This window comes from Novosphingobium panipatense, from assembly GCF_900182875.1.
GTDB lineage: Bacteria > Pseudomonadota > Alphaproteobacteria > Sphingomonadales > Sphingomonadaceae > Novosphingobium > Novosphingobium panipatense.
Map to the genome: position 1 here is coordinate 62,786 of NZ_FXUI01000012.1, position 25,539 is coordinate 88,324.

General features: G+C 65.2%; 21 protein-coding genes and 1 other RNA gene. 6 read left to right on the forward strand and 16 right to left on the reverse strand.

Annotated features, from left to right (window positions below; all coding sequences use genetic code 11):
• Window positions 1-125: 125 nt before the first annotated feature.
• On the forward strand, window positions 126-1,556 hold the full coding sequence (locus tag QOL62_RS15285; RefSeq protein WP_283406896.1) for an AMP nucleosidase: 1,431 nt from the start codon (window positions 126-128) through the stop codon (window positions 1,554-1,556).
• 105 nt (window positions 1,557-1,661) lie between these two features.
• On the opposite strand, the gene QOL62_RS15290 is transcribed toward QOL62_RS15285, so the two are convergent.
• The 9 genes from QOL62_RS15290 to hrpB all read right to left on the reverse strand — a co-directional run bounded on the left by QOL62_RS15290 (window position 1,662) and on the right by hrpB (window position 13,690).
• A complete protein-coding gene (locus QOL62_RS15290; RefSeq protein WP_283406897.1) occupies window positions 1,662-3,485 on the reverse strand; it encodes a M2 family metallopeptidase in 1,824 nt (607 codons plus the stop codon).
• A gap of 85 nt (window positions 3,486-3,570) precedes the next feature.
• The gene (locus QOL62_RS15295) at window positions 3,571-4,329 is read right to left on the reverse strand and encodes an alpha/beta fold hydrolase (protein WP_283406898.1); all 759 of its coding nucleotides are present in this window, start codon (window positions 4,327-4,329) and stop codon (window positions 3,571-3,573) included.
• 81 nt (window positions 4,330-4,410) lie between these two features.
• Window positions 4,411-5,436: an aspartate-semialdehyde dehydrogenase gene (locus tag QOL62_RS15300; protein ID WP_103730353.1), complete on the reverse strand. Its 1,026-nt coding sequence runs from the start codon at window positions 5,434-5,436 to the stop codon at window positions 4,411-4,413.
• Window positions 5,437-5,582: 146 nt separating this feature from the next.
• Window positions 5,583-7,979, reverse strand: coding sequence for an endopeptidase La (lon, locus tag QOL62_RS15305; RefSeq protein ID WP_283406899.1), 2,397 nt, complete (start codon window positions 7,977-7,979; stop codon window positions 5,583-5,585).
• Between the two features lie 342 nt (window positions 7,980-8,321).
• Entirely contained in the window at window positions 8,322-8,657 is a 336-nt protein-coding gene (locus QOL62_RS15310) for a YbaB/EbfC family nucleoid-associated protein (protein ID WP_283406900.1), read from the reverse strand.
• 1 nt (window position 8,658) lies between these two features.
• Window positions 8,659-10,593 carry a DNA polymerase III subunit gamma/tau gene (locus tag QOL62_RS15315; RefSeq protein ID WP_283406901.1) on the reverse strand — a complete coding sequence of 645 codons (1,935 nt, stop codon included), beginning with the start codon at window positions 10,591-10,593 and terminating at the stop codon, window positions 8,659-8,661.
• A 145-nt stretch (window positions 10,594-10,738) separates the two neighbouring features.
• An RNA gene (gene ffs / locus QOL62_RS15320) (signal recognition particle sRNA small type) lies at window positions 10,739-10,833 on the reverse strand.
• Window positions 10,834-10,912: 79 nt separating this feature from the next.
• Window positions 10,913-11,191: an ETC complex I subunit gene (locus QOL62_RS15325; protein ID WP_103730356.1), complete on the reverse strand. Its 279-nt coding sequence runs from the start codon at window positions 11,189-11,191 to the stop codon at window positions 10,913-10,915.
• A 45-nt stretch (window positions 11,192-11,236) separates the two neighbouring features.
• Window positions 11,237-13,690: an ATP-dependent helicase HrpB gene (hrpB, locus tag QOL62_RS15330; protein ID WP_283406902.1), complete on the reverse strand. Its 2,454-nt coding sequence runs from the start codon at window positions 13,688-13,690 to the stop codon at window positions 11,237-11,239.
• Between the two features lie 188 nt (window positions 13,691-13,878).
• On the opposite strand from hrpB, the gene QOL62_RS15335 reads away from it, so the two are divergent.
• Window positions 13,879-15,801, forward strand: a complete 1,923-nt coding sequence (locus tag QOL62_RS15335; RefSeq protein WP_283406903.1) for a putative bifunctional diguanylate cyclase/phosphodiesterase — start codon at window positions 13,879-13,881, stop codon at window positions 15,799-15,801.
• Here the strand turns inward: QOL62_RS15335 and QOL62_RS15340 are convergent.
• Window positions 15,798-16,562, reverse strand: coding sequence for an energy transducer TonB (locus QOL62_RS15340; RefSeq protein ID WP_283406904.1), 765 nt, complete (start codon window positions 16,560-16,562; stop codon window positions 15,798-15,800). The two genes, QOL62_RS15335 and QOL62_RS15340, sit on opposite strands and share 4 nt — an antisense overlap.
• A 69-nt stretch (window positions 16,563-16,631) precedes the next feature.
• Window positions 16,632-17,648: a polyprenyl synthetase family protein gene (locus tag QOL62_RS15345; RefSeq protein WP_103730359.1), complete on the reverse strand. Its 1,017-nt coding sequence runs from the start codon at window positions 17,646-17,648 to the stop codon at window positions 16,632-16,634.
• Window positions 17,649-17,755: 107 nt separating this feature from the next.
• Between QOL62_RS15345 and QOL62_RS15350 the strand changes: the two genes are divergently transcribed.
• Window positions 17,756-18,070: a chorismate mutase gene (locus tag QOL62_RS15350; protein WP_103730360.1), complete on the forward strand. Its 315-nt coding sequence runs from the start codon at window positions 17,756-17,758 to the stop codon at window positions 18,068-18,070.
• A 72-nt stretch (window positions 18,071-18,142) separates the two neighbouring features.
• Here QOL62_RS15350 and QOL62_RS15355 read toward each other — a convergent pair whose 3' ends face one another.
• The 4 genes from QOL62_RS15355 to QOL62_RS15370 form a co-directional block, all read right to left on the reverse strand.
• Window positions 18,143-18,346 carry a hypothetical protein gene (locus tag QOL62_RS15355; RefSeq protein WP_103730361.1) on the reverse strand — a complete coding sequence of 68 codons (204 nt, stop codon included), beginning with the start codon at window positions 18,344-18,346 and terminating at the stop codon, window positions 18,143-18,145.
• Window positions 18,347-18,431: 85 nt separating this feature from the next.
• Entirely contained in the window at window positions 18,432-19,748 is a 1,317-nt protein-coding gene (locus tag QOL62_RS15360) for a sensor histidine kinase (RefSeq protein WP_103730390.1), read from the reverse strand.
• A gap of 61 nt (window positions 19,749-19,809) precedes the next feature.
• Entirely contained in the window at window positions 19,810-20,487 is a 678-nt protein-coding gene (locus tag QOL62_RS15365) for a response regulator transcription factor (protein WP_103730362.1), read from the reverse strand.
• A gap of 91 nt (window positions 20,488-20,578) precedes the next feature.
• Window positions 20,579-20,884 (reverse strand): PepSY domain-containing protein, encoded by a 306-nt coding sequence (locus QOL62_RS15370; RefSeq protein ID WP_283406905.1) that lies wholly within the window; start codon window positions 20,882-20,884, stop codon window positions 20,579-20,581.
• A 139-nt stretch (window positions 20,885-21,023) separates the two neighbouring features.
• Between QOL62_RS15370 and QOL62_RS15375 the strand changes: the two genes are divergently transcribed.
• The 3 genes from QOL62_RS15375 to QOL62_RS15385 all read left to right on the forward strand — a co-directional run bounded on the left by QOL62_RS15375 (window position 21,024) and on the right by QOL62_RS15385 (window position 24,690).
• Window positions 21,024-22,805 carry an ABC-F family ATP-binding cassette domain-containing protein gene (locus tag QOL62_RS15375; RefSeq protein WP_283406906.1) on the forward strand — a complete coding sequence of 594 codons (1,782 nt, stop codon included), beginning with the start codon at window positions 21,024-21,026 and terminating at the stop codon, window positions 22,803-22,805.
• Window positions 22,806-22,882: 77 nt separating this feature from the next.
• Window positions 22,883-23,455, forward strand: coding sequence for a helix-turn-helix domain-containing protein (locus QOL62_RS15380; protein WP_283406907.1), 573 nt, complete (start codon window positions 22,883-22,885; stop codon window positions 23,453-23,455).
• A 5-nt stretch (window positions 23,456-23,460) separates the two neighbouring features.
• Complete coding sequence (locus QOL62_RS15385) at window positions 23,461-24,690, forward strand: glycosyltransferase (RefSeq protein ID WP_283406908.1); 1,230 nt, start codon at window positions 23,461-23,463, stop codon at window positions 24,688-24,690.
• A gap of 41 nt (window positions 24,691-24,731) precedes the next feature.
• Here the strand turns inward: QOL62_RS15385 and QOL62_RS15390 are convergent, their stop codons facing one another.
• Window positions 24,732-25,505 (reverse strand): SDR family oxidoreductase, encoded by a 774-nt coding sequence (locus QOL62_RS15390; protein WP_283406909.1) that lies wholly within the window; start codon window positions 25,503-25,505, stop codon window positions 24,732-24,734.
• Between the last annotated feature and the right edge of the window lie 34 nt (window positions 25,506-25,539).

The window sequence follows — 25,539 nt, forward strand, 5'->3', positions numbered from 1 at the left end:
CCGTTCCGCCCTCGACAACTGCGGACGGCGGCAGACCGGCAAAGCTCATATGAGGGCGCAGGCGTCAGCACCGCGTCGCACTTTGTCCCTATTGCGCCCCAGTACGGAATGCGTAATAGATGGACATGCAGAACATGAAAGCAACCCTCGCGGAATTGGTCCGCGTATATGAAGCCGCCGTTTCCACTCTCAAGGCCGACATCGCCGCGTTCGTTAAAAACGGCACTCTTCCCCCCGACGATCGCCGCGCTGACCGCCTCTGGACTTACCCTGAGCTGCGCATCACCTATCGCGGTGTCGAACGGGCAGCCCCCGCATCGCGCGCTTTCGGCCGGCTCGAGGCGCCGGGAACCTACGTCACGACGGTCACACGCCCTCACCTCTTCGCCGATTACCTCGAGGAACAGCTCGCGCTGATCGAGGCGGAGTACGAGGTGGAATTCCAGGTGACGCGGTCGGCGCAGGAAATCCCCTTTCCCTATGTCCTTGAAGGGGTGGCGGTCGGTGCCGTCACGCCGCAGGAACTGGCCGCTCACTTCCCCAGTACCGAACTGGCGATGATCGGCGATGAGATCGCGGACGGCACCTTCCAGAGCGGTGAAGGCGAGCCGCATCCCCTGGCGCTGTTCGACGGCCTGCGTACGGACTTCAGCCTTGCGCGCCTTGCGCACTACACCGGCACCAGTCCGGAGCATTGCCAACGCTTCGTCCTGTTCACCAACTACCATCGCTACGTGGACGAGTTCGTCGATTGGGCCGGAAAGCAGGTCGGATCGGACGGCTACGTTGCCTTGTCGGGCGCAGGTGGCCTCTATCTGGACGCGCCGGTCGACAACGCTCGTGCACGCCTCTCCGACACGGCATGGCGTCGGCATCAGATGCCGGCTTACCACCTGATCCGTGAGGATGGCTCGGGCATCACACTGGTCAACATCGGGGTAGGCCCCTCGAATGCGAAAACGATCACCGATCACCTTGCGGTCCTGAGGCCCGAAGCCTGGCTGATGATCGGCCACTGCGGCGGCCTGCGCGACAGCCAGCGCATCGGCGACTACGTGCTGGCGCACGCCTACCTTCGCGACGATCACGTTCTGGATCCGGTCCTGCCGCCGGAGATCCCGCTGCCCGCCATTGCCGAAGTCCAGCAGGCACTGGCACAGGCGGCAGAGATGGTCAGCGGCGGCGGTGGGGCAAACCTCAAGAAGCGCATGCGCACCGGCACCGTCGTCACGACGGACGACCGCAACTGGGAGCTGCGTTACACGGAATCGGCTAAGCGGTTCAGCCTTAGCCGGGCCATCGGCATCGACATGGAAAGCGCCACGATCAGCGCTCAGGGGTATCGCTTCCGCGTCCCTTACGGCACGCTGCTCTGCGTCTCGGATAAGCCGCTTCATGGCGAGCTCAAGCTTCCCGGGCAGGCCAACCGCTTCTACGAGGAAGCGATCGCAAGCCATCTGAAGATCGGTCTCATTTCCTGCGACCTGCTGCGTGAACAGGGCGATCGGCTGCATTCGCGAAAGCTGCGCGCCTTCAACGAACCGCCGTTCCGTTAAGAGCAGAGCCGCTGACAGGAAAAGACCCGCTCCACGAAAGTGAGGCGGGTCTTTTCGCAACCGGGGCCGGCGCGCGGTCAGCGCACGCCGGCCGTTCGGCTGGTGTTACCAGCCGGAAGTCTCACCCTTGTTCTGGGCGTCCAGCCACTTCTTGAGCGGTGCGAAGTAATCCAGCATGGGCTTGGCGCTCATCTTCGGCGATCCGGTGAAGACCTTGAGCGCTTCGGGCCAGGGCTTCGAACCGCCCATCTCCAGCATGGCGTTCAGGCGTTCGCCCACCTTCTCGTCGCCATAGAAGCTGCACCGGTGCAGCGGGCCCTTCCACCCGGCCTGGTTGCACGCGGCCTGGTAGAACTGGAACTGCAGGATGCGCGCGAGGAAGTAGCGGGTGTACGGCGTATTGCCCGGGACGTGGTACTTGGCGCCCGCATCGAACGCGTCATCCGGCCGCGCGGTCGGCGGGGTGATCCCCTGGTAATCCAGCCGCATCTTCGTCCAGGCCTTGTTGTAGTCGGCGGGCTGGATGCTGCCATCGAAGATGTCCCAGCGGTAGCGGTCAATCATCAGCCCAAACGGGAGGAAGGCCACCTTGTCCAGTGCCTGGCGCAGGAGCAGGCCGATATCCTTGTCCGCAGACGGCACCTTCGCTTGATCGAGCAGTCCGATCTGGACGAGGTACTGCGGCGTGATCGACAGGGCCACGAAGTCGCCGATAGCCTCATGGAAGCCGTCATTGGCGCCGCTCTGATAAAGGAACGGCTGCCGGTTATAGGCGCGCTGGTAGTAATTGTGTCCCAGCTCGTGGTGAATGGTAACGAAGTCGTCCGCATTCACCTTGGTGCACATCTTGATGCGGATGTCGTCCTTGTTGTCGACGTTCCAGGCCGAGGCGTGGCAGATCACCTCCCGATCCGCGGGCTTGGTGATCATCGAGCGCGTCCAGAACGTGTCTGGCAGGGGATCGAAGCCGAGCGAGGAGTAAAACCGTTCGCCGGTCTTCACCATGTCGACGGGCGTCCTGTTCTGAGCCTTTAGCAGATCGCCGATGTCGTAGCCCAGGTCACCCGCCCCGGCCGGAGCGACGAGCGGGTAGATATTACCCCACTCCTGCGCCCACATGTTGCCAAGCAGGTCCGCGCGGATCGGGCCGGTGCGGGGCTGCACGGCATCGCCGTACTTCTCGTTCAGCTTGCGTCGAACGTAGGTGTGAAGCGCGAGGTAGAGAGGCTTGGTTTCGTTCCAGAGGCGCTGCGTTTCGGCCGCGAAGGCTTCTGGCGTCATGTCGTAGCCCGAGCGCCACATGGCGCCCACGTCCGCGAAGCCGAGCTCCTTCGCGCCCTGATTCGCCATTCCCACCATCTTGACGTAGTCCGCCTTCATCGGCTTGCCGACATTGTCGTGCCAGCTGGTCCACATCTCCGAGAGCTGGGCGGGCGTCCGCTCCGTATTGCCCATTTCGGCTTCAATGTCCGACCCGTTGATCGGCTTCCCGTCCAGCGTGCCCCGACCCTTGCCGTAAGTGGAGGAGAGGCGAGTGGTGATTTCGCTCAGTTCGGCAGCAGCCCCCGGTGTGGAGGAGGCGGGAACGACGATGCTCTGCTGCAGGATGTGCAGCTTGCGCGCCACATCCGCGTCCAGCCCGCCCACCTTGGCGAACTTCGCTGCGTCCACCGCGTACTGCACCTGCTTTTCAGTCATCAGGCCGTTTGCCTTGGCGGCAAGGGCGTCCGTGTCCTCATTGATGTAGGTGGCGTTCACCCAGCTCGCGCGGGCGGTGTCGATGGAAAAGTCGAACAGGTCTTTTTCGGCAGCGGCGACGAACTGGGCAGCACCCTCGGCCGTCAGCGGGTATTCTTCGGCGTGTGCCGGCAGAGCGGCAAAGGACAGGCCGGCAGCAAGCGCGGCCAGGGCAATTGAAGCGAACTTCATGATGGGGACCTTCTCGACTTCGTGATGGCCGCAGACTAGCTTCTCGTCCGTGCCGATCAACCGGGCGAGCCGGTTTCCCAAACACTTATTCGAGAAAGTTCGCGATTGCCCGGCCGAAGTCCTTGAAGGTGACCGACGACATATGGTTTCCCGGCACCTCGGCATAAGTGCCCGAAGGAAGCGCTGCGGCCAGTTCGGGTGCGGAACCGTTGTCCTGGTCGTCGGCACCGCAGACACAGAGCGTGGGCATGCCGATCTGCGCCAAGGCCTCCTGCTTCGTGTCGTCGACGGACCCGAGGAGGAGCCGCGCGGCAACCCGGTCGATCTTCATGGACTTCATGAACGCCTGCGCGACGAACGCCTTGTCGCCACGCTCGATGGTGCCGAACCGGTCGATGGCATCAACGAAGTGAGCACTGCGCCTCGTCCAGCCCGACAGGCCGGTAAGCCCCATGCCGCCCAGGACGAGCCTGCGCGGCGTCAGACCGGCCAGCACTCCGCGAACGGCCGTGCGCGCCCCCAGTGAGAACCCGCCGAGGTCATAATTGGAAAGACCCAACTCAGCGACGACCACCTGAAGGTCGCGCACAAGGACATCGGACGGGTAGGTTGCAGGATCGTGCGGGGCGTCGCTCTCCCCATGTGCCCGCAGGTCAGGCATGATCACGTCGAAGCCGGCGCCGGCGAGAATGGCGGCGTTGCCGAACTTGATCCAGTTCACCTGCGCGCTCGAGAACAGGCCATGGAGGAGCAACAACGGCCGCCCACCCACGTCGCCCGTTCTGTGCACGGCGAGCTTCGCGCCGCCGAAACCCTCAACGAAGGTGGTCTGGATGTCTGTCACGGAAAACTCACTTGCGCGGCGTCATCGGAAACGAAGAAGGCAAAAGGCGGCGGCCCGCAGCGGACTGTACGCCGCGAGCACTCAGCCCTTCTGGAGGTGCCGGCGCCCGAGCAACTCGGCAATCTGCACCGCATTGAGCGCCGCGCCCTTGCGAAGGTTGTCCGACACGCACCACAGCGCGAGACCATTCTCCACGGTGGAGTCCTCCCGCACGCGGCTGACATACGTCGCACCATCGCCGACCGCCTCGACCGGGGTGACGTAACCACCGTCCTCCCGCTTGTCGATCAGCATCACGCCCGGAGCCTCGCGCAGGATTTCCTGCGCTTCCTCGGCGCTGATCTCCTCCTCGAACTCGACGTTAAGCGCTTCGGAGTGGCCGACGAACACCGGCACCCGCACGCAAGTGGCCTGGACCTTGATCTTGGGGTCGAGGATCTTTTTCGTCTCGACCACCATCTTCCACTCTTCCTTGGTGGAACCGTCGTCGAGGAAGACGTCGATGTGCGGGATCACGTTGAACGCGATCTGCTTGCTGAACTTGCGCGGCTCCACCTGATCGCCCACGAAGATGGCACGGCTCTGCTCGAACAGTTCGTCCATGCCGCCCTTGCCCGCTCCCGAAACCGACTGGTACGTGGCGACGACGACACGCTTGATCCGCGCCTTGTCGTGCAACGGCTTCAACGCGACGACCATCTGCGCGGTGGAGCAGTTGGGATTGGCGATGATGTTGCGCACGGTGTATCCGTCAATCGCTTCCGGGTTTACCTCCGGCACCACCAGCGGCACGTCCGGGTCCATGCGATAAAGCGAAGAGTTGTCGATCACCACGCAACCCTGCGCTGCGGCTTTCGGAGCATAGACCTTGGTCGCGGCGGATCCGGCGGCGAAAAGAGCCATGTCCCAGCCGGTGAAGTCGAAATGCTCGAGGTTCTTGACCTTGAGCATGCGGCCGGTTTCCCCATATTCGACTTCCGAGCCGACCGAGCGCGAGGACGCGACAGCGGCAATCTCATCGGCCGGGAATTCCCGCTCAGCTAGGATGTTGAGCATTTCGCGCCCGACATTTCCCGTCGCGCCGACGACGACAACCCGGTAACCCATGATCAATTCCTTTGAAAACGCGCCCTGAAGCGACGGGCAAGATTATGCGAGGGTGCTATCCCGCTCCCCCGGTCCGGCAAGAACCCGGATCCCGGAGCTTCGCCCCGGGGTGGCCTTCTCCTTGCCGGAGAAGGCCCGCCAGCCGGTCAGTGTGCAGTCGCAGCCGGCGAATGGACGTGAGCCGGCGCTGCGGCAAGTTCGTCCGCTTCGGTCCACTCGATCGCGGTGAGCGGTTCCGTCAGCGCCTTGGCGAGAACCTCGTCCACGTGCGCGACGGGAATGATCTCCAGACCCTGCTTCACGTTGTCCGGTATTTCAGCGAGATCCTTGCGGTTCTCTTCCGGGATCAGGACCGTGGTGATGCCGCCGCGGAGCGCCGCCAGAAGCTTCTCCTTCAGACCACCGATCGGCAGGACGCGGCCGCGCAGGGTCACTTCACCCGTCATCGCCACGTCCTTGCGGACGGCATTGCCGGTCAGCGTGGAGACGATCGAAGTGACCATGCCGATGCCCGCCGAAGGACCATCCTTGGGCACCGCGCCTTCAGGCAGGTGGATGTGGATGTCCTTCTTGTGGAAGACGCTGGGCTTGATGCCATAGGCCGGAGCCCGGGCGCGCACGAAGCTGAACGCGGTCTGGATGGACTCGTTCATGACGTCGCCCAGCTTGCCGGTTGCCTTGATGTTGCCCTTGCCGGGAACGGTGACGCTTTCGATGGTGAGCAGTTCACCGCCCACCTCCGTCCACGCGAGGCCAGTCACGGCGCCGACCTGGTGCTCTTCTTCGCCCACGCCGTGGCGGAACTTGCGCACACCGGCGAACTCCGCCAGATTCTCCGGCGTGATCGTGACCTGCGTAGCCTTACCCTCGAGGATCTGGCGCAGCGACTTGCGGGCGAGGCGCGCGATTTCGCGTTCAAGGGTCCTTACGCCGGCTTCCCGGGTGTAATAGCGGATGAGATCGCGCAGGCCCGCTTCCGTAAGCGTGAACTCGCTGGCCTTCAGTCCGTGCGCCTCAACCTGTTTGCGGATCAGGTGGCGTTCGGCAATCTCGACCTTCTCGTCCTCGGTGTAACCTTCGAGGCGGATGATCTCCATGCGGTCCAGCAGCGGCTGCGGCAGGTTCAGGCTGTTCGCGGTGCAGACGAACATCACGTCCGACAGATCGATGTCGAGTTCCAGATAGTGGTCCTGGAACTTTGCGTTCTGTTCGGGGTCCAGCACTTCGAGCAGCGCCGAGGCCGGATCGCCGCGGAAGTCCTGGCCCAGCTTGTCGATCTCGTCGAGCAGGAACAGCGGGTTGGACTTGCCCGCCTTGCGCAGGTTCGTCACGATCTTGCCCGGCAGCGAGCCGATGTAGGTGCGGCGGTGTCCGCGAATCTCCGCCTCGTCGCGCACGCCGCCCAGCGACTGCCGGATGAACTCCCGGCCCGTCGCCTTGGCGATCGACTTGCCCAGCGAGGTCTTGCCGACGCCCGGAGGGCCGACGAGGCACAGGATCGGCCCCTTCAGCTTGTTGGTTCGCGCCTGCACGGCCAGATACTCGACGATGCGGTCCTTGACCTTGTCGAGCGCGTAGTGATCGGCGTCCAGAATCGTCTGCGCTTCGGAAATGTCGCGCTTCAGCTTGCTCTTCTTGCCCCAGGGTAGGCCAAGCAGCACGTCGAGGTAGTTGCGGATGACCGTCGCCTCGGCGCTCATCGGCTGCATCGACTTGAGCTTCTTCAGCTCGGTCGTCGCCTTTTCCTTGGCTTCCTTGGAGAGCTTGGTCTTCTCGATGCGTTCGGCCAGTTCCTGAAGCTCGTTGGCCTCGTCGCCCTCGCCGCCACCCAGCTCGGACTGGATCGCCTTGAGTTGCTCGTTGAGGTAATACTCGCGCTGGGTCTTTTCCATCTGGCGCTTTACGCGGCCGCGAATCTTGCGCTCTACCTGCAGGACACCGAGTTCGCCCTCCATGAACGAGTAGACCATTTCCAGGCGCTTGAGCGGGTCCGTCTCGGAGAGGACCGCCTGCTTGTCGGACACCTTGGCCGAAAGCTGCGCGGCGACAGTATCGGCCAGCTTCGCCGCATCCTCGATGTCGCCCAGCTGTTCGCCCGCGTCCTGACCCAGCTTCTTGTTGAGCTTGGCGTATTCGTTGAACTGGTCGACGACAGTGCGCATCATCGCCGCGACTTCGGTGCCTTCCGCTTCGGCCGGCTCGATCGGCTCGACGCCGGCCACCAGCATTTCGCCGTCTTCGGTCTGTTCCGGGCGCAGCGTTTCGAGCCGGGCGCGGTCCTGCCCTTCGACAAGCACGCGGACGGTGCCGTCAGGAAGCTTCAGCAGTTGCAGGACACTGGCAATCACACCCGTATCGTACAGGTCATCCCGATCGGGATCGTCGCAACCGGGATCAAGCTGCGCCAGCAGGAAGATGTCCTTGTCGCCCGCCATCGCGGCTTCAAGCGCGGCGACCGATTTTTCACGACCGACAAAGAGGGGCACGACCATGCCCGGAAAAACGACGATGTCACGCAGCGGCAGAAGCGGAAGCAGGTTCAAAGCGGTATCCAGTTCATCACGCACAGGGGACTGCTTGAAGCCTCCCCCGGGCTCTTCGGGCAGGATATGGGGTGTTTGAGCAGCCTTGCAATCTCTTCTAGCCGAAAGGAGGTGGAAACCGGTGCGCCCGCTGCAGGTATTTCTGCAGTGCCTTTACGGAAGGCATTCTCCCAACTGGGAAATACGGTCCGTTTTCCTGTACTTGCCTCCATCCCGCGGGACCCCGCTCGTCTCCGGCTCCGCAGCGTACGCCGAGCCCGACAACCGGCATCGCCGGTACGAACAAGCCCGACCCGGACAATGCCGGGCGGGCTCGTCGCATCACAGTCCAGCCGTCAGCGATCAGAAAGGCATCTTGAAGCCCGGCGGCAGGCCCATGCCCTGCTGCGCCTTGGCCATCTCCTCGTTGGCTACGGAGTCAGCCTTCACGCGCGCATCGTTGTAAGCGGCAGCGACAAGGTCCTCGAGGATCGGCTTCTCGCCGGGAACCATCAGGCTATCATCGATCGAAACGCCGATGACCCGCCCCTTGGCCGAACAGCGGATCTTGACCAGGCCGCCGCCCGAAAGCCCTTCCACCTCAAGCTGGTCGAGCTTGCCCTGGGTTTCGGTCATCTGCTTCTGGATGGTCTCGGCCGCCTGCTGCGCCGCCTTGATCATCTCTTCCATGGACTTCATCTCAACGTCTCCAACTACGACCGCCGCCGATAGCGACCTGGCGATCATCCTCAATCAGTTCGGCGCCCGGAAAGGCGGCCAGAGCAGCTTCGACCAGCGGTGACGTCCGCAGCGCCTCGGCATCGGCCGCCTTCTTCACTTCCGCTATCTCCACCAGCGTCGGCGCGCCTTCGGCGGACACGCGCTCCACTTGCCAGCGCTCTCCGGTGGCCGTCTGGAGGCCGTTGCGCACCACTCCGACGATATCTTCGTTGAAGCCCGCAGGCTGCGTGTAGCGCAGGAGCCCCGGCGCCAGTTCCACCACGCGGACCTGCATCCGCATGGTATTGGCCGCCGACATCTCCCCGGCATACTCCACGTCGTCGACGAGGGCTTCCCAGCGCGGCGCTACGGCCGCAGGCCCGGCGGCGGCTCCAGCGGTTGCCGGCGCGCCGCCTTCAGCCGGCATGCCCGCAGGAGCGGGAGCGCGGGCCGCGATCTCCTCGAGCTTGCGCACGAGGGAACCAGGGTCCGGCATGTCCGAGGCGTGCATGATGCGAAGCAAGGCCATCTGCGCGGCCACCAGCGGATCGGGGGCCGACTTCACTTCGTCGAAGCCCTTCAGCAGCAACTGCCACAAGCGATGAAGCTGTCCTGGGCGAAGCGATTTCGCCCAACCCTCGATCGCTTCGCGTTCCTCGGCCGAATGCGCCTCTGCGGCTCCGCTCACCTGCGCGAGTGTGATACGATGGGTAAGATCCATCACCCCGCGCATGAGCGCGATGGGTTCGACACCCAGCGCGAACTGCCGGGCGACGAGGTCGAGGAGATCGCCCCCCTTGCCCTCGAGGACGGCGGCGATGAGCTTCCTCTGCACGCTTTTGTCGGAAAGCCCGAGCATGTCGCGCACCTTTTCGGCGCGGACACGCCCTTCGCCGTCGAGATCGGCGTGCGCGATCGCCTGGTCGAGGATCGAAAGGCCGTCACGAACAGAGCCTTCCGCTGCCGCCGCCACCATCGACAGCGCCTCGTCCTCCGCCTCGACGCCCTCCATTTGGCAGACGTGAGCGAAATGCCCGGCCAGCATGGGGGCCGGGATTCGACGCAGGTCGAAACGCTGGCAGCGCGACAGCACCGTGACGGGAAGCTTGTCCACTTCGGTCGTCGCGAAGAGAAACTTCACGTGCGCCGGCGGCTCCTCCAGCGTCTTGAGCAACGCATTGAAGGCGTTGCGCGAGAGCATGTGAACTTCGTCGATGATGTAGATCTTGTAGCGCGCGGAAACGGCTGAATAGCGTACCGCCTCAATAATTTCGCGAACGTCGTCGACGCCGGTATGGCTTGCCGCGTCCATTTCTATGACGTCGATGTGCCGGCCCTCGGCAATGGCCGTGCAGGGCTCGCACGCGCCGCAGGGATCGATGGTGGGACCGCCCTGCCCATCCGGCCCGATGCAGTTGAGTGCCTTGGCAATAAGACGCGCGGTCGAGGTCTTGCCGACGCCGCGCACGCCGGTCATCAGAAAGGCGTGGGCAAGCCGATCCCGCTTGATCGCGTTGGCGAGCGTCTGGACCATCGCCTCCTGCCCGATCAGTTCGGCGAAAGTCTGCGGGCGATACTTGCGCGCCAGCACGCGATAAGGCTGCGCCGGGCTGGGCTGGTCTTCCGGAGGCGCTTTCGCTGCGGCCGGAGAGTTCACCTTCCCGTTCGCGGCAGGCATTTCGGTCGCGGTGGGCGGGGGCTCGGTTGCCGGAGCGGCAGGCGACGTCACGGACCCCGGGGGTGCCGGCTCAGGAGATGCGGGCCCGGCACTCACCGGTTCGGCATCGCCGAACATCGACTGCTGCCCGGCCGCTTCGAGTTCGGCAGCACGCGGAGCGGCGTCTTCCCTCTCCCCCGCCAAGTCATCCTCGTCCCAGGGAGGCGTGTCGCCGAACATGTCGCGTGAGTCGTCCATCGTCACCCAAACTAGGGACTGCTCGCCCCGATGTCAGGAGGGAAGCGCCATGTTCCACAGCCTTGACCTCGTCCGCGGCGCAAACCGCAGCGATGCAGCGCACTTACCTGGGGCGAGCAGCCGCTTTCGATACCGGCAATGTGATGATGAAGGAGCCGAACGACCCGCCGCAACCCGTTGTGGCTGCTTCCTTCCGGACCTGACCAGGTTGGCGAGCGCAAGCGCCCGTCCGACTCCCGATGCGCCCTATGGCGGCGCCGATCCGGTTTGTCCACCCCCCGGGGCAACAAACCGGACAGCACGCGGGAGTCCCTGTCCCTTAGCGGAAGTTGTCGGCGTAGGCCTGGATCTTGAGGCGGCGCGGCGGGGTGTGATGAATTTCCGCGTCGATACCGTGACGCTCGGCGTAGGTTTTGGCTTCTTCCACGCTGGGAAAGCGCAGGACGACCTGCTGCTGCGTGTCACCCGAACCGGCCCAACCCATCAGCGGGTCGGCCTTCTTCGCCTCGGCCGGGGCAAATTCGAGGATCCACTGGTCAAGAAGCGCCTTGCCGGACTGCATGGCGTTCTTCGGGCGTTGATAGATACGTGCGCTCATGAGAAGGGGCTTTGCCCCCGAATCACCGCCGAAATCAAGCGCGAATCACCGGCTGCGGCTCGCTTCGAAGGCATTGCGCGTCTTTAGGGACGGGTCCTCGGCCCAGGGCTCGTCCGGCCACCGGTGCCGCGGGTATCGTCCTTTCATGTCCCGCTGAACGTCCCGCCACGAACCGCGCCAAAAGCCCGGCAGGTCGCGCGTGGTCTGGATGGGGCGACCAGCAGGTGACGTCAGCTTGAGCAGAAGTGGCTGCGCAGGCTGGCCGAAGCCGGGATGACGATCCAGCCCGAACAGCGCCTGGACGCGCACTTCCACAGACGGGCCACCCTCGTCCTCGTAGTCGATAGGATGAGTGGTTCCGGCAGGGCTGCGGAACTCGGCCGGCGCCAGCCGCTCCAGCGCCTGCTGGTCATCCCAGGTGAGGCGGTTGCGCAGCGCCTGCGACACGGCTCCCGGGTCGAGCGCATCGAACCGGCGCCCGAGGATCGGCCCCAGCCACTCCTCCAGATCGGCAAGCAGCGCTTCCTCCGATAGCGCCTCGATTCCCGCGTAGCGCGCGCGGCGCAGCAAGCCTTGTGCGCCCTTTCCAATAGAGACGACGCTCAGGCCTTTCTGGCGGACACGTTCGATGAGAAAGGCGCGGATGCCGTCCGGATCGGGCGCCGGATCGGGCCCGCTCGCCAGCGTGATCGATCCCAGCCGTCGCTCCAGACGGGCCTCCACGCGGCCTTCGGCATCGTTCCAGCGCAGAACCGTGCGCCGTGCGATGGCGTCGCCAAGCCAGCTTTCCACCTCCGCCGGCTCCAGCGAAAGGCCGGACAGGATACGAGCCCCTTTCGCTTGGCCCTGCGCATCGCCGATGACCATCCATTCCCGCGCCGCCAGCGGAGAGGCGGGGTCAAGCACGTAGCCTCGCCCGCCCGCGCTCAACCACGTCTCCCCCGAGGAGTCGCGACGTCGGGCGACCATGTCCGGACGGCCTAGAGCGAGGAGGATCCCGGTCGGTACGGCCTGCGCTCCCGCCCCGGCCGGTGCCAGAGCCTGCGCGCGCCGCGCCCAGCCGGCCGCGAGCTTGCGTGACGCCTGTGCCCGGGGCGACCGATCGCCACTCCAGCGCGACAGGCGCTGGGCAAGGTCATCGCTCCGCCCGCCAAGTCCGCGCTCCTGCAGGAGCAGGGCAAGCCGCGCGGCTTCCTCTGCCGCTCCCAGTTCACTGGCGCGCAGGATCATCGCCGCCTGGGCGGGGTCCATCGGCAGCGAGGCCACCTTGCGGCCGAAGGCGGTGATACGTCCCTCGCCGTCCAGTGCGCCCAGCGACAGGAGCCCCTTGCGCGCGGCTTCGAGGGCGGGACCGGGCGGCGGGTCGAGCCAGGCCATCGCCGCCGGGTCCGCTGTGCCCCATTGCGCAAGCGTCAGCGTGAGCGGAGCAAGGTCGCTCGTGAGCATCTCCGGCGGGTCGAATTCGGGCCGCCCCGCGTGGGCCGCCTCCTCCCAGAGGCGGTATGCCGTGCCCGGTCCTTGCCGGGCCGCGCGACCGGCCCGCTGCGCCGCCGAGGCGCGGCTTGCGCGATGCGTCACGAGGCGTGTGACGCCCGCGGCCTTGTCGAACTCCGCCCGGCGCGAAAGCCCGGCATCCACCACGATGGAGACGCCGTCGAGCGTGAGCGAGGTCTCCGCTATCGCGGTCGCGAGCACTATCCGCCGACGCCCCTCCGGATCACGCCGGATCGCAGCCCGCTGCGCCGCCGGTTCGCACTGCCCGTGCAGCGGAAGTACAAGCGCGGAAGGAAGCTTCTGCGCAAGGCTTTCGGCAACGCGCTCGATTTCGCGGACGCCGGGAAGAAAGGCCAGCACGTCGCCCTCCTGCTCCCGCCAGGCCGTGAGCAGCGCGGAGGCCATCGCATCCTCGATCCGTCTTTCGGGAGCATGACCCAACCAGCGGACGGCAAGGGGCCATGCCTTGCCGGCACTTTCGACGACGGGCGTCCCCTCCCCCAGCAGACGGGCAAAACGGGACCCGTCGATCGTTGCGGACATGACGACGATCCGCAGATCATCGCGCAGTACACTCCGGCTTTCGACGGCCAGGGCAAGCCCGAGATCGCTGTCGAGATGCCGCTCATGCGCCTCGTCGAACAGCACCGCCGAGACGCCCGGCAGTTCCGGATCGGCAAGAATGGTGGAGACGAAGATCGCTTCGGTCATGACCAGCACGCGGGTCCGTCCAGACCGTTTGGCATCCAGGCGGGTGATGTAGCCGATCGTCTCGCCCGCGGCCTCTCCAAGCTGCTCGGCCATGCGCTCCGCGGCGGCGCGGGCGGCGACGCGGCGGGGGGACAGAAGGATGACCGTGCCCGTGCACCAGTCTTCGGCGAGCAACGCCGGGGCAAGCGCGGTCGTCTTGCCGGCACCGGGGGGAGCGATCAGCACCGCGCCGGTATCGGTTCGCAGGGCGGCCAGCAGGTCAGGCAGAACGGCATGTATGGGAAGCGTGCTCACCCGGCGCCTTTAGAACAATCGCGCGACAGACGAAATCGCCCCTTTGCTGTGTTCACTACTTCACACCCTTCAATGTGACTGTGGCATGCACCATTCTTAAACTCTTGATCGGCACACCCGTGTAAAGAAGGGCCGTGGGCCTCCGCAAGAAGCAGATCGTAACTATGCCCGCTACTGGCCAACACCCGTTGAGTGTCGCGCAGTATCTGCGCCTCAAGGAACACATTCCGCCACTTTACGGCCTGCTCTGCGTCAACGCCGCTATACTGGCCTTTACACACAGGAACCTTGCGCCGGCGTGGCTGGTCTATGTGGTACCTGCGGTGCTCATCTGCGTTTGCCTCATGCGCATGGTGGCCTGGATCCGGCCACTGAACGACGCTGACTTCGACCCTGCGGTCGCCCGCCATCGCCTTCGCCGCACGCACGCCCTGGCCGTGGTGCTCGGCATCACGTTCGTGGCCTGGGCCTTGGGGCTCGATCGGTTCGGCGGGCCTTACCAGCACGGTCATGTCGCCGTGTTCGTGACGGCAACGCTGATGGGGTGCGTCTTCTGCCTGTCCTTCCTGCCGCGCGCCGCCGTTGCCGTCTGCGTCACGACCCTGGGCACGTTCTTCATCTATGCCGTCGTAATCGGCGGAGAGGTGCTGATAGCCATCGCGATCAACATAACCTTGGTCGCGATTGGCATCCTTAAGGTTCTGCGCGATTCGTACGGGTCGTTCGTAAACCTCGAAGCCTCGCAGCGCGCGCTTCAAGCCGAACGCCGCCAGGCCCAGGCTTTGGGCGAAGAGAACGCCCGCCTCGCCCAGACCGACGCCCTGACGGGCATGCCCAATCGCCGGTTCTTCTTTGCGACCCTCGAGCGCCTTCTCGAAAGCGCCGGACCCGCGACCGAATTTGGCGTTGGTCTTATCGACCTCGACCGCTTCAAGCCCATCAATGACACTCACGGGCATGCCCATGGGGACCGGCTCCTCCAGGTGCTCGGCGCGCGCATGCAGGCGGCCAGTTCCTCCGACACGATCATCGCGCGGCTCGGCGGCGACGAGTTTGGCCTGATCACAATCGGCGGAGCGGAGGCGACCTCGCGCATCGCGACCGAGTTGTGCCGGGCGATCTGTGAACCGGCGAGCGTCGGGGACACAGTGGTGGCAGTGGGGTGTTCGGCGGGCCTCGCCGTCTATCCCGCTATCGGCACCACCGCCAACCTGCTGTTCGACCGGGCGGACTTCGCCCTCTATCATGCGAAGAATCACAAGCGCGGGCAGTGCGTCCTCTTCTCGCAGGAACTGGAGAGGCTGGTAAAAACCGAACAGGCGCTCGATGCGGCGTTGCAGGGTGCGGACCTCAAACAGGAACTGTCCCTCGTCTTCCAGCCGATCGTCGAAACCCAGAACCTCGAAATGATCGGCGTGGAGAGCCTGGCTCGCTGGCATTCGCCGACACTGGGCGCGGTGACTCCCGAGTTGCTGATCGCCTCTGCCGAGCGCGTCGGCCGTGCCCGGGAAGTGACGGTCATGCTGTTCGAGAAGGCTTTGGAGGCTCTCGGCCGTCTGCCGGCACCGCTCCGGCTCTCGTTCAACCTTGCCGGCCACGACATCTGCAACCAGGCCACCATCGACGCCCTGCTGCACCGCATCGACATTGCCGGATGCGACCCGCAGCGCGTCCTCATCGAAATAACCGAGTCTTCCCTCATTTCCGAGTTCAAGGCCGCCAGTCTCGCGGTCGAGCGCCTTCGCGGTACCGGAATGCGGATCGCGCTCGACGATTTCGGCACAGGTTACTCGAGCCTTTCGGCGCTGCACCAGCTTCCGCTGGATATCGTGAAGATAGATCGCAGCTTCGCCGCGCGTCTGGACGAAGCCGAGGGGCGCAAGCTCAACACGGCAATCCGCCACCTCGCGCGGGCGCTTTCGCTCGACTGCGTGATCGAGGGCATCGAGACCGAAAACCAGCTTGTGAGTGCCCGCGTCGCCGGCTTCACGATGGCGCAGGGTTACTTCATCGCGCGGCCCATGCCGCTGGATGACGTGCTGGACCGCATCGCCCAGCCCGCCCCGTCGCCCCGGCGACTGGTCAGGAGCGGAGGGGCCGCCTCCGTCTAGGTGTCCCGCGCCGCGCCGTAATCGATCCGGATGCGCACCCACTCTCCGACCTGTGGCCTGCCGTTGACACGTGGCGGGATCACGCGAAACTGCCACGCGGCATCGAGCACGGCACGGCCAAACCCGGACCCCCGAGGGGATTCGCCCAGTATCTGGCAGTTCTCCACGCGATTGCGCTCTATCGTCTGGCAGGCGATAGCCCCCCAACCCCGTTGAGGCGCCTTGGCGGGGAGGTATCCAGCGAGTTCGGCGTTCGTCGGCTCCCTGAACCAGTCCGCATTGTGAAGCACCGCGCCGCCCGGACCTTCACCCGGACCGTACGTCGAGCCGCCGCCGCCTTTCGCCAGCTGCGCGTCACCGCTGCCGGAGCGCTTCATGCCGCCGATATCGGACGCGGCCATCTCCGCGCGAGAGAGCTTGAGGAAGCTGAACGCCGGCTTTTCCGGCTGGGGCACGGGTCGCTCGACGGGCGGGAGCGGTGCTTCCTCGCGGATGTCGTTCTGCCGAGGCTGCTTCTGCTCGACCGCCTTGGCCTTCGCCGCCCGGTCAGGCGCCTTCGCGCCGCTGTCCGCATCGTCCCCTTCGATGTTGAAGGTGACCGGGTTGCGCGCCTTCCTGATCTGAGGTGCCACTGCCGTCTGGTAGATCGCGATCAGCAGTGCGATCACCAAAATCGCCGCCGACAGCAGCGAGGACACAAGACGTTGGCGAGGCGATCCGGGCTGATACCCGATGGCGTCCCGTGCGGCGAAGAATGGCATGGGACGCCTCCATAAGTCAGCCACGCCCCGGCCGCAATCAGAGCTTGGCCTCAGGCTTCCGCGGCGCTGTCAGTACCGGCGCGAAACCGCGAATTCGACGGCTTCGGCCATGGCAGAGCGCGCTTCACCTGCCGGGAAGCCTGCGATGGAATCGATTGCCCGCTGCGCATAGAGGCGCGCCCGATCGCGCGTCGCCTCGACGCAGCCGTGCCTGTTGATGAGTTCGACGGCGTGAGCGAGATCCTCGTCCTCTGTACGGAACCCCGCGATCGCTTCCTCCCAGAACTTGCGCTCCTCGGCCGTCCCGCGCGCATAGGCTAGAATGACCGGCAGAGTCATCTTGCCCTCGCGGAAATCGTCGCCCTTGTCCTTGCCGGATTCGCCCACCTCAGAATCGTAATCGATGGCGTCATCGACCAGCTGGAATGCGATACCCAGGTTGCGCCCGTAGGCGTCAAGCGCCAGTTCTTCGGCCTCGCTCTTCTCAGCGACGATGGCGGAGATGCGGGTGGCAGCGGCAAACAGCGCGGCGGTTTTGGACCCGATGATCTGGAGGTAATGCTCCTCGCTCGTTTCGATCCGGCGCTGGGCGGTGAGTTGGTCCACTTCGCCTTCGGCTATGATCGAGCTGGCCTTCGAAAAGACCTTGAGCACCTTGAGGCTCCCGTCCTCCACCATGAGTTCGAAAGCACGGGTGAACAGGAAATCGCCGACGAGCACGGTTGCCGGGTTGCCGAAGACGATGTTGGCGGCGGCCTTGCCGCGGCGCATGTCGGACCCGTCAACGACGTCATCGTGCAGCAAGGTCGCTGTGTGCAGAAATTCGACAGCAGCGGCCAGCTTGTGGTGGCGTGTGCCCTGGTAGCCGCACAGCTCCGCAGCCGCGACCATCAGCATCGGGCGCATGCGCTTGCCTCCGCCCGAGATCAGGTGGCCGGCCAAAGCGGGGATCAACGGGATCTCGCTTTGCATCCGGTCCAGGATGACGGCGTTGACGCTGTTCATGCCCGGCGCGGTAAGCGCCAGCATCGGAGCGAGGGAGGGCTGCTGCCTGCGCGTTTGCAGGGGGACGACATCTGCACTCATCGGCCTGCGCTTTGGGGGCAAGCGCAACGCAACGCAAGAGCAAACGCCATCAAGCGGTGCCCCAACCCGACTGGAAGATGGTACCCAGCCATGCTAGCGCCCCGGTCATGACCCAGCCCTCTCCTTCGCAGAACACTGCCGCCGACCCGGTTCTTGCGGGTTTTCGCGCCAGCATCGACAACATCGACGCGGCGTTGATCCATATCCTGGCCGAACGGTTCCGGATTACGAAAGCGGTGGGGGAATACAAGGCGAAGACAAACCTTCCCGCCTCCGATCCCGGCCGCGAGGAACGGCAGATCGAACGCCTGCGCAAACTGGCGGAGGACGCACACCTGGACCCTGATTTCGGAGAGAAGTTCATCCGCTTCGTGATCGACGAAGTCATTCGCCACCACGAGCGGGCAAAGACCGGGGCCTGATCGCCCCGGTTTGCCGGCAGCCACCGAAGCCCCGCCAGAAAGGGGCCACCCCGGCCCCTCCCCGACCAGATCTTACTGCTCGACCATGTCCTGAAGGCGAGCCATCAGCGTCTGGATGCGCGTGGCCGCTTCGGTGAAGGTCGTCACATCGTCGCGATTGCCGTTGCCGCGCGCTTCCTTGGCGGATTCGAGGTAACCCTCGAGGTCCACTTCCAGCGCGTCGACCAGCATCTCGATCTCATCCGACGTCAGCGGAACGTTGATGGGCTTGCTCATGATTACTCCTGGTTTCGCTATTAGGCGCAGATAGCCCGCCGTCCCGACACCGCAACCATGCAGCGCCGGTTACCCCCGAAATGCATCAGCGCGCGACCCGGGGCAGCTTCAGGCGCACCAGAAGCCCTCCGAGATCCTCGCTCTCGTCCAGTTCGACCGTCCCGCCGTAGATCTCCACCACGTCCCGGACGATCGCCAGCCCGAGCCCGGTGCCAGGCTTGCCGGTATCGAGGCGTGCGCCGCGATCGAAGATGCGTGTGCGTTCAGCCTCGGGAATACCGACGCCGTCGTCCTCGAACCAGATCTCGCAGAACCGCTCGTCGTTCCCCGCATCCACCGTGACGAAGACGCTGCCGCCTCCGTACTTGGCCGCGTTCTCGATCAGGTTACCCAGCAGCTCTTCCAGATCCTGCTTTTCAAGAGCGACGGTGACGTCGTGATTGCCGTCAAGATCGAAGCGCGTGTGTTCGTAGAGCCGCTCCACCGCCCGCAACACCGCCTCAAGGCTCGGCCAGACCTCCGCGCGCGACTGGCCGACAGCCCGGCGCCCGACGGCGCGCGCGCGCGCGAGGTGGTGATCCACCTGCCGCCGCATCACCGCCGCTTCGCGGATGACCGTGTCGGCAAGGTCGGGCGCCTGCGCCGTTGCGGCGTTCATAACCACCGTCAGGGGTGTCTTGAGGGCGTGGGCAAGATTGCCCGCATGCGTCCGCGCCTCCTCCGCCTGCCGTTCCGTGTGCGCGAGCAGAGCGTTCAGCTCATCCACCAGCGGCTCGACCTCGCGCGGCAGAGGGTCGTTGACCCGGCTGGCGCCGGTGGTGCGAAGCTTCTGGATTGCGCGGCGGACGTGGCGCAGCGGAAAGAGGCCGTACCACGTCTGCATCCCGGCCATCAGCATGAGCCCGAAGCCAAGCGCGACGAAACTGTACACGAGAATTGAGCGGATCATCTTGATCTGCTCGTCAAGGTCCCGCCGACTGGCAGCCACGGTGAACATCCACCGGGTCTCGCTGCCGGGCAGGATGATCGAACGCTCCATCACCCGAAGCGGCTCGCCCTCGAACTGGAAGCTGTCGAAAACGTGAGTTTCGGCGTCGAAGTGATCGTCCGACACCTCGAGGCTGCGGTCCCACAGGGAGCGGGACGGGAAATCCTCGTGACCCTTGGCGCGTATCTGCCAGTAGAGACCGGAATTCGGTTCCAGGAAGCGCTGGTCGCCAAGAGGGCGGATGAAGAACACCTCCCCGTCCGGCCCGATCTCCGCCGAGCCGATCATGCCGGTCAGCATATAGCCCAGCTGCTCGTCGAAGTTGCGCGTCACGATGCCGGTGACGGTGTGGTCCAGCGCAAGTCCGCCCGCCAGCAGGAGGAACGATACCCACCCCGCCGCAATCAGCATCATGCGCCGCGCGAGCGATCCCGTGCTGGCGGGACGCCCGGCGGCGGTGTCGTTCGGAGCGGCCTCAGCCGCGGCCGGGTTCTGCGGGGTCGTCGAGACTGTAGCCAAGGCCGCGGATCGTCGTGATGACATCGGCACCCAGCTTCTTGCGGATGCGCGTGACGAAGACCTCGATTGTATTCGAATCGCGGTCGAAATCCTGATCGTAGATATGCTCGATCAGTTCGGTACGGCTGACCACCTTGCCCTTGTGGTGCATCAGGTAGGACAGCAACTTATATTCCTGCGCCGTCAACTTGACCGGCTCCCCGTCAAGGGTGACGCGGCCCGAACGCGTGTCGAGACGGACCGGGCCTGCGGTCAGCTCGCTCGAGGTGTTGCCCGAAGCGCGGCGGATCAACGCGCGCAGGCGGGCGATCAGTTCCTCTGTCTGGAAGGGCTTTGCGAGGTAGTCGTCAGCGCCGGCGTCAAGCCCGGCGACCTTGTCGGACCAGCTGTCCCGCGCGGTCAACACCAGTACCGGGAACGTCCGCCCTTCGCGGCGCCACATGCCCAACACGGTCAGCCCGTCAATCTCGGGCAGGCCAAGGTCCAGGATGACAGCGTCATAATCCTCGGTGGAGCCAAGGAAGTGCCCGTCCTCGCCATCGGCGGAGAGATCGACCGCATAGCCGTTCTGCTCCAGCGTGGTCTTGAGCTGGTTGCCCAGGGTGGGCTCATCCTCGACGATCAGGATGCGCAATTTACCGTCCTCCTCACATGAACGGGGTTGAGATGGGCGCAAAGGCTGCAGTGGTCAAGCAACGGAACCCCTGCCGGTTCCCTTCGCGTTCTCAGCGCGACTGTCCGATGATACGCCCGCTGCGCGCGTCGACGTCGACGAAATAGACCTTGCCGTTCTGAATGAACTTGAGCCGGTACGCCATTGCGGCCGGATCGTACTCCGGCCCGAGATACTGCATTCCGGCCATGCGCGGCAGCACCCGGTTTTCAATCTCGCGCGGGGGGAGAACCGTGCCGGCGCGCCGATCGCGGCGCAATTCGCCCTGCTCTCCGCCCGCAGAGGCATGTACCGGAGCAATCGCGGCGAGCGGGCCAAGCGCTGCAAGCGCGGCGAGAAGAACGGGAAGCGTTTTCATCACGACTTCGGTGCCTAAACTTACAGCGTTGAACAAGTCCTGAATGTTTCACGACGCGGGTATAAAGCTTCGCCATCGGGCTGCACGCCGCCTTCCAAGCGGCTTGCCCTTCCCCCTTCCGTACCTGTAGGGCGCGCCCATGGCACTTGCACCTATTCTCAGTTGGGAAAACCTTGGCCTGATCCAGGGCAACGGCTGGCTCTTTCAAGGGCTCGACATCAACATCGGCCCGCGTGACCGCCTGGCCCTGATCGGGCGCAATGGCGCGGGAAAGACCACGCTCCTCAAGCTGATCGCCGGCCTTGTGGATGCAGATCAGGGCAAGCGGTCCGTGCAGCCCGGCACCCGTGTGGTGACGCTGGAGCAGGATCCGTTCTTCACCGGTTTCGACACGCTGCTCGATTTCGCCATTCACGGCGAGGACGCGCCCGCCCGCCATGAGGTGGAAGCCATCGCCGACCAGCTCGGCATCGACCTCTCCCGCGAAGCGAAGAGCGCGTCTGGTGGTGAACGGCGCCGCGCAGCCCTGTGCCGGGCCCTCGCCTCCGAGCCGGACTTGCTCCTGCTCGACGAGCCGACCAACCACCTCGATCTCGCGGCGATCGACTGGCTCGAATCGTGGCTGCAGCGGTACAATGGCGCCTTCGTGGTCATCAGCCATGACCGCACGTTCCTGACCCGCCTGACCAACGCCACTCTCTGGCTCGACCGCGGATCGCTGCGCCGCAAGGATGTCGGCTTCGGCGGCTATGAGGCGTGGGAAGAAGAGGTCTACGCAGAAGAAGCGCGCGCGGCACAGAAGCTCGACGCGAAGCTCAAGATCGAGGCGCACTGGCTTGAGCGTGGCGTGACCGCCCGCCGCAAGCGCAACCAGGGCCGATTGGCCAAGCTCTGGGAAATGCGCGCTCAGCGTGCCGCCATGGTCGGGCCGCAGGGCGCCGCCAAACTGGCCGTGGTGGCCGACGACAGCAAGACGAAGTCGGTCATCGTGGCTGACAAGGTGACGAAGCGCTTCGGCGACCGTACCGTCATCAAGAACTTCAGTCTGCGCGTCCAGCGTGGCGACCGCATCGGTGTCGTCGGCGCCAATGGCTCGGGCAAAACGACGCTGCTCAAGATCCTTATGGGCGAACTCCAGCCGGACGAGGGCACCGTCACGCTCGCCAACACCCTCGACGCGACGGTTATCGACCAGCAGCGCAGCCGCATGGCTCCGGAAATGCGCATCCGCGACGTGTTGGCCGAAGGCGGAGACTGGATCGACGTTCGCGGTGTCCGCAAGCACATCCAGGGCTACCTCAAGGACTTCCTGTTCGACCCCGGCCTTGTCGAGGCCAAGGTCGGCACCCTGTCCGGCGGTGAGCGCTCGCGCCTCCTGTTCGCGCGGGAATTCGCCACCACCTCCAACCTGTTGGTGCTGGACGAGCCTACCAACGACCTCGATCTCGAGACGCTCGACCTTCTGCAGGAGGTCATCGCCGATTACGACGGCACCGTTCTCATCGTCAGCCACGACCGTGACTTCCTCGACCGCACGGTAAACATCACCCTCGGCCTTGACGGGTCGGGCCATATCGACGTGATCGCGGGCGGCTATGCCGACTGGGAAGCCAAGCGCCGCGAGCGGACGGTGGGCGCAGCGAAGAAGGCGAAGGCGGAAGCCGCCCCGCCCCCGCCCATGCCGCCCAGGAAGGCCAAGCTCTCCTACAAGGACCAGCGCGACTACGAGCTGCTGCCCAAGAAGATCGAGGAGCTGGAAGCCGCTATCATCCGTGACGAAGCCGCGCTCTCCGATCCGGCTCTGTACACGCGCGATCCGGCGAAGTTCGCTTCCTTGTCCGACGCCATAGCCAAGGCCCGATCCGACAAGGAAGCGGCGGAGGAGCGCTGGCTGGAACTTGCGGAACTGGTCGAAGGCTGACCCGACAGCGGCGGGCCTTGCCTCCAATTCAGGACTGTACGATACCCACGCCAACCAGATCGGTTACAGGGGCAGACATGATCAACCGCATCCGCGACATCCGTCGCCAGAAGGGCATGACCCTGGCCGACGTGGCCCTGGCGTGTGACCCGCCGACGACGGCGCAGACCATCGGCCGGCTGGAAACCGGGATGCGCAACCTGTCGCTGGTTTGGATGAACCGCATCGCCGCGGCTCTTCAGGTCGAGCCTGAGACGTTGCTGCGCTCCGAAGCTGCGGAGCCTGCGCGGCTGGTTGCGACACTCGGGCAGAAGGGTGCCGAGGCCCTCCGCAAGCCGGTGGACGCCGTGCTGCCGAATGCCCTGTCGGCCGATGCCCCGTGGCTCGTGGTCTCCGTCGAAGCGACCGTGGGAGAGTACCGGTCGGGCGATCAGCTCTGGATGCGCCAGTACGCGCCCGAAGCGGCGGCGAGCCTGCTCAACCGCGATGTCCTGGTACCTCTTCCCGCGGGCCGCTTCGCCTTTGGGCGGCTGACGGAAAACGGTCCGGGCGCGATCGTGCTCGTCCCGCCCGCAAGCGGGAAAAGCCCCGTCAGCGTCGATCGACCCGCCTGGCTGGCGGTAGCCGAAACGCTCGTTCGCAAGCTCTAGCCGCGATGCACGTCCTTTCGATCTCCACCCTGTTCCCGAACCCGGTGATGCCTTCGTTCGGCGTCTTCGTGGGCAATCAGATGCGGGCCGTGGTCGCCGGTGGAGAAGTCGAGCTGACCATGGTCAGCCCGCTTGGGATCCCGCCTTGGCCGCTTTCGCAGCGCGAGCCTTATGTTCGCCTGAAGGCTGTGCCGGAGATGAGCGACAGGACCGGGCTGGCGGTTCATTATCCCCGTTTCACAACCTACCCCAAACTGGGCGGCGACAGCAATCCGGAGCGGATCGCCAGGGCCGTGCTGCCGCTGGCGCGCCGCCTGCATGCCGAACAGCCCTTCGATCTCGTGGATGCGCAGTTCTTCTTTCCCGACGGCCCTGCTGCCGCGATCATCGCACGGGAACTGGCGCTGCCGCTCACGATCAAGTCGCGCGGCGCCGACATTCACTTCTGGGGCCAGCGGCACCGCGCGCTGCGGCAGATGCTGGACGCTGCCGCGCAGTCGACCGGGATGCTCGCCGTCAGCGCGGCTCTTCGCGAGGACATGATCGCGCTCGGCATGCCGGGAGAACGTATCGCCGTCCACTACACGGGTCTGGACCGCGAGAAGTTCCACCCCATCGAACGCGGCGCGGCGCGCGCGCTTGTGTCAGCCATGCCGGACCTGGAGATCTGGTCGAAAGGACCGCTGCTGGTCACCCCCGGCGCGCTGATCCCGCGCAAGGGCCAGGCGTTGGTCATCGAGGCGCTGACCCGACTGCCCGATGCCTGCCTCGCCATTGCGGGCACCGGCAAAGATGAAGACCGCCTGAAGGCGCTCGCCCGCCGGCTAGGCGTGGCGAACCGGGTGCAGTTCCTTGGCCTCGTCGACCACGAGATGCTGCCGCACCTTCTCTGCGCTGCGGACGTTCTGGTGCTGCCCTCCTCCAGCGAAGGGCTGGCCAACGTCTGGATCGAGGGGCTGGCCTGCGGGACGCCCATCGTCATCACCGACATCGGCGGCGCGCGGGAGATCGTTCACAGCGAAAGCGCAGGCCGCATCACGGAGCGCACGGCCGAAGCGATCGCAACAGCCGTGAGCGATATCCTCGCCGCGCCCCCCACGCAGGCGGAAGTGTCGGAGTGCGTCAGCCACTTCTCATGGGCGGTGAACGCCCGCAATCTTGTCCGTTTCTGGAAAGACGTACTGGGCGCCGGCACGGAGTCGGGAGTGGCGGCGGCGTCGGCAGGCGCCGTCTAGCCAACGGATCACCCACCCCCCCGCGCCTGCCGCCCGCCGGCTCAGAGGCCCAGTTCGTCGAACATCTTGAGCGATACGCGGTTCAGGTTCTCTAGGATTGCTCGGTGTGTCCCCTCGGCTTCGGCGTTGCGGAAGCCTTTCACACGCTCCACCAGGATTTCCTCGGGCGTGGGGTCCTGCGCAAGGATCGCCATGACCTCGTCGGCGAATTCGGACAGCGGCTGGTACCCTTCCCGCGTGCTCTGTCCCGGAGTGAGATCGGTCTGGACAGCGGGCGGGGCAAGTTCGATGACTTCCACCCGGCCCCGGAGCATCTCGCGCAAGGATTGAGTGTAGCTATGGATGGCGGCCTTGGTGGCGCTGTAGGTGGCGGTACCCGTCAGCGGCACGAACGCCAGGCCTGAACTCACGTTGACGATCACCCCGTCACCCCTGGCCACCAGATGCTCGACGAAGCCATCGATCAGGCGGATCGGACCGACCAGATTGGTCGTGATGATGGCTTCCGCAAGCGCTAAGTCACGAGAACGATCGAGGCGCTCATAATGCATGATGCCCGCGTTGTTTACCACGACATTCAGCGCCGGGAAGCGCTCAAGAGCCTCTTCGACGAAGGCGCGCACACCTTCTGCACTCTCCACGTCCAGCACCAGCGCGTGCATGTCGGCCCGACCTTCGCAGGCCGCGTCCAGCGCCTCTTTCCGCCGCCCCGCAACGATGACCGTATTGCCTGCATCGTGGAAACGCTGCGCCAGAGCCTCGCCTATTCCCGAGCCGCCACCGGTAACCAGGATGGTATTGCCGTGCATCTTCATCGCGGGCCTCCTTGTTTGCCGCTGGCGATGTAGC